General features: G+C 37.0%; 12 protein-coding genes. 5 read left to right on the top strand and 7 right to left on the bottom strand.

Annotated elements, in window-relative coordinates:
* Together ORI89_RS19025 and ORI89_RS19020 are read left to right on the top strand one after the other, a co-directional pair.
* On the top strand, positions 1-202 hold a 202-nt coding region (locus ORI89_RS19025), incomplete at its 5' end, for a hypothetical protein (protein WP_268232108.1).
* Positions 199-561: an HNH endonuclease gene (locus ORI89_RS19020; RefSeq protein ID WP_268232107.1), complete on the top strand. Its 363-nt coding sequence runs from the start codon at positions 199-201 to the stop codon at positions 559-561. The genes ORI89_RS19025 and ORI89_RS19020, both read left to right, overlap by 4 nt.
* Here the strand turns inward: ORI89_RS19020 and ORI89_RS19015 are convergent.
* On the bottom strand, positions 551-829 hold the full coding sequence (locus tag ORI89_RS19015; RefSeq protein ID WP_268232106.1) for a hypothetical protein: 279 nt from the start codon (positions 827-829) through the stop codon (positions 551-553). The genes ORI89_RS19020 and ORI89_RS19015 overlap by 11 nt on opposite strands.
* Positions 830-1,137: 308 nt before the next feature.
* On the opposite strand from ORI89_RS19015, the gene ORI89_RS19010 reads away from it, so the two are divergent.
* The 3 genes from ORI89_RS19010 (at position 1,138) to ORI89_RS19000 (ending at position 1,945) form a co-directional block, all read left to right on the top strand.
* Entirely contained in the window at positions 1,138-1,284 is a 147-nt protein-coding gene (locus tag ORI89_RS19010; RefSeq protein ID WP_268232105.1) for a hypothetical protein, read from the top strand.
* Positions 1,275-1,478: a hypothetical protein gene (locus tag ORI89_RS19005; protein ID WP_268232104.1), complete on the top strand. Its 204-nt coding sequence runs from the start codon at positions 1,275-1,277 to the stop codon at positions 1,476-1,478. Before ORI89_RS19010 ends, ORI89_RS19005 begins: the two co-directional genes overlap by 10 nt.
* A gap of 341 nt (positions 1,479-1,819) precedes the next feature.
* Entirely contained in the window at positions 1,820-1,945 is a 126-nt protein-coding gene (locus tag ORI89_RS19000; RefSeq protein ID WP_268232103.1) for a hypothetical protein, read from the top strand.
* A 60-nt stretch (positions 1,946-2,005) separates the two neighbouring features.
* Here ORI89_RS19000 and ORI89_RS18995 read toward each other — a convergent pair whose 3' ends face one another.
* From ORI89_RS18995 to ORI89_RS18970, 6 genes are all read right to left on the bottom strand, one after another.
* The gene (locus tag ORI89_RS18995) at positions 2,006-2,185 is read right to left on the bottom strand and encodes a hypothetical protein (protein WP_268232102.1); all 180 of its coding nucleotides are present in this window, start codon (positions 2,183-2,185) and stop codon (positions 2,006-2,008) included.
* Between the two features lie 81 nt (positions 2,186-2,266).
* Positions 2,267-2,812 (bottom strand): hypothetical protein, encoded by a 546-nt coding sequence (locus ORI89_RS18990; protein ID WP_268232101.1) that lies wholly within the window; start codon positions 2,810-2,812, stop codon positions 2,267-2,269.
* The gene (locus tag ORI89_RS18985; protein WP_268232100.1) at positions 2,769-3,182 is read right to left on the bottom strand and encodes a hypothetical protein; all 414 of its coding nucleotides are present in this window, start codon (positions 3,180-3,182) and stop codon (positions 2,769-2,771) included. Before ORI89_RS18985 ends, ORI89_RS18990 begins: the two co-directional genes overlap by 44 nt.
* Before the next feature lie 6 nt (positions 3,183-3,188).
* A complete protein-coding gene (locus ORI89_RS18980) occupies positions 3,189-3,641 on the bottom strand; it encodes a lysozyme (protein WP_268232099.1) in 453 nt (150 codons plus the stop codon).
* 4 nt (positions 3,642-3,645) lie between these two features.
* Positions 3,646-3,951, bottom strand: a complete 306-nt coding sequence (locus ORI89_RS18975; RefSeq protein ID WP_268232098.1) for a hypothetical protein — start codon at positions 3,949-3,951, stop codon at positions 3,646-3,648.
* Between the two features lie 6 nt (positions 3,952-3,957).
* Positions 3,958-4,242: a hypothetical protein gene (locus ORI89_RS18970; protein WP_268232097.1), complete on the bottom strand. Its 285-nt coding sequence runs from the start codon at positions 4,240-4,242 to the stop codon at positions 3,958-3,960.
* Between the last annotated feature and the right edge of the window lie 86 nt (positions 4,243-4,328).

The following is a 4,328-nucleotide window of genomic DNA, read 5'->3' as shown; positions in this document are numbered from 1 at the left end:
AGGCTTGAAGAAGTCTGATATACACGAGCAGGCAAAGCGCATTTGTGAGCTATTCGGCTATAAAACTGTTTACGAATACGGCGCAAAAGTTATTCACGCACATATTTCCTATGTAGATGGTCACCGTACAAGCTGGGTTGACGAGAAAGGAGAATACAAGCAAACACCATTTGTAGAGAAATTTGGAGGGATATACGAATGAAACTAACCAAACAACAACGTGTAACACTCCGAGATAAGTTCGGGGGACGCTGTGCTTATTGCGGATGCGAACTAGGAAAGACCTTTCACGCTGACCACATAGAACCGATAAAGAGAGATTGGGTAAACGGAGGGTGCGAGCACCCCGAACGCAACACATTAGAAAACTTCAACCCCTCTTGTCCATCCTGCAATATTGTAAAATCAAGTATGCCCCTAGAATCTTTTAGAAAGGTAATAGCAGGCTTTATCAAGTCTTTGAATAGAGACTCAACACAATACAAATTTGCAAAGCGTTACGGCTTATTGGAGGAAAGAGAGGTTGAAGTTAGGTTTTGGTTTGAGGAATTTACGAATTAAGATATTCCTCTTGAAGAATAACTAAGTCTTCCAAAAACTTTTTAAACACCTCAGGTAATAAGTCGAAAACCCCTTTTTTTAAAGTAATCAACTCCTTATTACGCACTTCGAAATTCTCGTCTAAATAAGTTAAGTGAGAAATTCTGTGTTCAAAGTACTCGTTAAAAATTTCTTCTTCATTAAAGTACTTTATTTGGGCATTAAGCTCCTTTAGCAATGGCCTGTAGTCATAAATGCCCTGTAAAATTAAAACTTTACTGGTTTTCATTATACTACAAAGATAACCATAATATCCCATGGTCTACGACAGTGGTCTTTTTAATGTAACAGTTTATTTTATAGAAATTTAATGATGAAATAAATTGAAAATAAATATACAAAACGTTTGCAAATCTGAAAACATTTTGTATATTTGTATATGGTTAAAGTCAAGGTAACCAAGAGAGGTTTTGAAGTAGTGGTCAGACTAAAATTCAAAACGGTCAGAAAAATCCTTAAGTGGATAATCTTGTAAAAACCCTCCGAGAGCTAGGCTCTCGGAACTCTCTTTATCCTTACACTAAAACAAAGATAAATATGATTACTCAGATTATCAATTTTTTAAAAGCGTGGATACGTGGAGATGAAGCGGAGGTCGACATGAAGTTTCATTTTGTGATTACATGGCTAGATATCGCTGTAACAGTCGCTTTATTGACATTATTAATTTACTTATGGAAGTAACAGGAACACGGGAGGCTTTCGCTCAGATGCTGTCTGAACGGGGTGTGTACAAGAAATTAGGCGTTGACCGCTCCACTGTTGCGGGCTGGAAGCGTAGGTTGTCGGAGGGCCATTCTATCTCTTTGGATAAGATGGAGGAAATGTTGTTAAAGTATGGCTGCACAGTTATCCAGGAGAAAGTTTGGAAGGTTTGATAAATCTTTAGAATTTAAAAGAGTAAGATTATCTTATAATATTCTTCGTTCAGAATTATAGGTGATAATTCATAATAGAATTTAAAAAATATATTTAGAAATATTCTTTATTATTATATATATAATATACATTTGTAGTGCAAATTATCAATCGCAACATTTCGAAGCCTTTAAATAACCATCATGTGAAAAGGCTCTGTGCGTAAAAAATTAGCCTCGACACCTCGAGAGACGGTCGAGGCTTTTTTATAGGTCAAACTCTCGAGTAATCCCTTCCCTGTGGGAGAAACAAATAGGGATTGAGGGCTGAAAAGGCAGTCCTGACTAAAAATAATTTCGATATGTCGAAAGATAATTTGCAACAAAACGACGATCAGGAGTATATTTATAGAATGACCATAACTGTCAAAGGAAAAGTCATTCGCAGAAAGAACGGGAGACCGTTTAAGATACCTGTTAAAAAGTAAGCTTTAGTTCAGAGTTTATAGAAGCCGAAAGTTATGACCTACAATTAGTAGGCTTCTTTTTTACAGCCTCTCAATTACTTTAATGTAAAAACCGTCATTAATTTCAAAAGTAACATCAATCCAAGTAAATATAGATATCATCTGATCGTTAAACCAATTTGTACCCTTCACCTCGTTTGTATCCTCATTGAACCAACAACGAAAGCCGTACAACTCCGCTAAATGTGTGTAATTCTCCATAGTTTTAAGGACTGCAAATGTATAGTTTTACAAATTAATTAACAATAATATAGCAATATTGTTTCTAAATAGCAAATTTTTCTATATCTTCCTTTTAACCCCAAAATACCACAACACCCCAAAAACAACAATTAGAACGCCGATTGCCCCGAACATTATCCCTTTGCCGCTAGGCTCTACCTCACTTTCTTTGCTCTTGTCTTTCTCCTTGCTCTTTTCTTTATACTCGCCTTTGATTTGCTCGATCGTTTTTCCTATTTCCTCGATAACCTTATTCGTATTGATATTGGTCTCGCTAGCCTTGTCTTTAGTGCCTTTATCCTTGCGCTTTTGATCTAACTTAGCGTTTCCCTTAGCAGAGATATTGCCATCCTTATCGACATTTATTTCGTCAGCGGTTACCTGGGTGTCACTGTCAATATTGTGCGTTTGCTGCTCGTTTGACTTTTCGTTCGTATTTGTGTTTTCCGTGCTGTTCTTCGTTGTTTCGACCTGTTTAGTTTCCTCAACATTATTAACGACTTCATGCTCAGCTTTACGACTATCGCTCGATTTCGTTGTTTTGCGGAACAATCCGCACGAACTAATTAGCGTGCATATTGCGAGTACTAGAATTAGCTTTTTCATGTTCTTCTATAATTTTACGTAACTCTCGAATTTCAGTTCTTAATGCTTCAAGCTCTATATTTTGTCTTTCTGCTATTGACTTCCATTCGCTCAGCTCTTCTTGCACTTTTTTTAGTGCTTTTCGGCATGTATTCCCCTGTTCCAGTTCAATCTTAAACTTTTCTTTTAAAGCTTCGATTACCTCATCAGATTTTACCAATTGTGCCTGTAGTCGCTCCGCAATATCCTCAGACATTTCAAGAACTTTTTTAGCACTATCAATGTTGGTGCTATCGATATCGGCTTTCTCTCTAGGTCTGCCAGCCCACCATCCCGCAAGGCCTGTTGCAACTGGCAATCCATAGTCTTTTAGTATCTCTAATATCTCCATTGACATCTATTTAGAAAAATACAAATCTCTTTCGGCCTCACGCCTCCTTGTAAGACCTTTTAATACTGCTCCGCCTGCTCTATTCCACTTTACAAATTCGCCTGCTATTGCCGGATCATTAGGATTGATATTTACTTTCTTAAGTAGCGTTGATTTGCTCAAATTATAACCTCCTAGATTATAAGTAAAGCTCACCAGCGCATCAAATTGATTTTGCGTCAATGGCTTCTTAACCAAACGCAAAACATCACCTTCGTAGCCTTTCAATACCTCCTTTAACATTAACTCACCCTCTTGCAATGTCAAGGCCTTATCCTGCATTGTCACCTTCTTTCTACTAGGCAGATAATAGGTGAAACCATATCCGATAGTAGGAATACCTATTGGGTCGAGGTATGGCTTACTATACCATCCCTCGAACTTCTTTATTAACGACAGACCTTTTTCTCCTACTCTCATTTTATTACTCTGTTGATGTATCGCTTATCATTTCCTCTAACTCGGCTGCAATAGCATTTGCTAATTCTGCATCAGCAGATGAGGCTGGAGTGAAGGAAATAGATGGCTCACCTGTATTTTTCATATAATTCAAGGATACAGTATGTATAATCCCTTGATCGATGTTTTTGTAACCATTAATATCCACCCTTACAAGTTCTCCCAACTGTCTTTCCTCATTAAAGGTTAAGTTGTAACCTTTAAAAACCGCTGTGCTTGTTTTATTAACGCTACTTTTTTCGACTGTTCTTTCAATTTTTTGATTTGCCATGATTTCCTATTTTGCTTTGTTAAATAATTCTTTGATTGCTTCGTTAACCCTGTATATCCAAATGCTAGGCAGCAAGGCTAGTATCTTAGATTCTAATTCGTCCGAAAATTCTGCTTTACCTTTGTCGTAAAGATTGCGGACAAACATGTCGAACTCTAGCGAATCGATGTGATTAAATAGCCCCTCCGCTAATTGCTTATTGTCCAATGGTATTGTAACTCTTTCCCCTTTTAAATCTGTAAACTCAAGCTCCTCGAACTTGAACACTCTTTTATTTTCTTGTTTATTCATTTGTATTTAATTTGATGCTAAAAACCATTTATTTGTTGCTTTTATGTATATAGCGATACCCCAAAAACCCGTAACAGTACCCGTTA

Origin of the sequence: Sphingobacterium sp. UT-1RO-CII-1 (assembly GCF_026711005.1) — a bacterium.
Taxonomy (GTDB): domain Bacteria; phylum Bacteroidota; class Bacteroidia; order Sphingobacteriales; family Sphingobacteriaceae; genus Sphingobacterium.
The sequence above is the reverse complement of the archived record's forward strand: the minus strand, read 5'-3'. Positions and strand labels throughout refer to the sequence as shown.

Bases quoted from the DNA above. Each gene is read 5' to 3' on its own strand.
- ORI89_RS19020 (WP_268232107.1), top strand. From the start codon at position 199: ATGAAACTAACCAAACAACAACGTGTAACACTCCGAGATAAGTTCGGG.
- ORI89_RS19015 (WP_268232106.1), bottom strand. From the start codon at position 829: ATGAAAACCAGTAAAGTTTTAATTTTACAGGGCATTTATGACTACAGG.
- ORI89_RS19010 (WP_268232105.1), top strand. From the start codon at position 1,138: ATGATTACTCAGATTATCAATTTTTTAAAAGCGTGGATACGTGGAGAT.
- ORI89_RS19005 (WP_268232104.1), top strand. From the start codon at position 1,275: ATGGAAGTAACAGGAACACGGGAGGCTTTCGCTCAGATGCTGTCTGAA.
- ORI89_RS19000 (WP_268232103.1), top strand. From the start codon at position 1,820: ATGTCGAAAGATAATTTGCAACAAAACGACGATCAGGAGTATATTTAT.
- ORI89_RS18995 (WP_268232102.1), bottom strand. From the start codon at position 2,185: ATGGAGAATTACACACATTTAGCGGAGTTGTACGGCTTTCGTTGTTGG.
- ORI89_RS18990 (WP_268232101.1), bottom strand. From the start codon at position 2,812: ATGAAAAAGCTAATTCTAGTACTCGCAATATGCACGCTAATTAGTTCG.
- ORI89_RS18985 (WP_268232100.1), bottom strand. From the start codon at position 3,182: ATGGAGATATTAGAGATACTAAAAGACTATGGATTGCCAGTTGCAACA.
- ORI89_RS18980 (WP_268232099.1), bottom strand. From the start codon at position 3,641: ATGAGAGTAGGAGAAAAAGGTCTGTCGTTAATAAAGAAGTTCGAGGGA.
- ORI89_RS18975 (WP_268232098.1), bottom strand. From the start codon at position 3,951: ATGGCAAATCAAAAAATTGAAAGAACAGTCGAAAAAAGTAGCGTTAAT.
- ORI89_RS18970 (WP_268232097.1), bottom strand. From the start codon at position 4,242: ATGAATAAACAAGAAAATAAAAGAGTGTTCAAGTTCGAGGAGCTTGAG.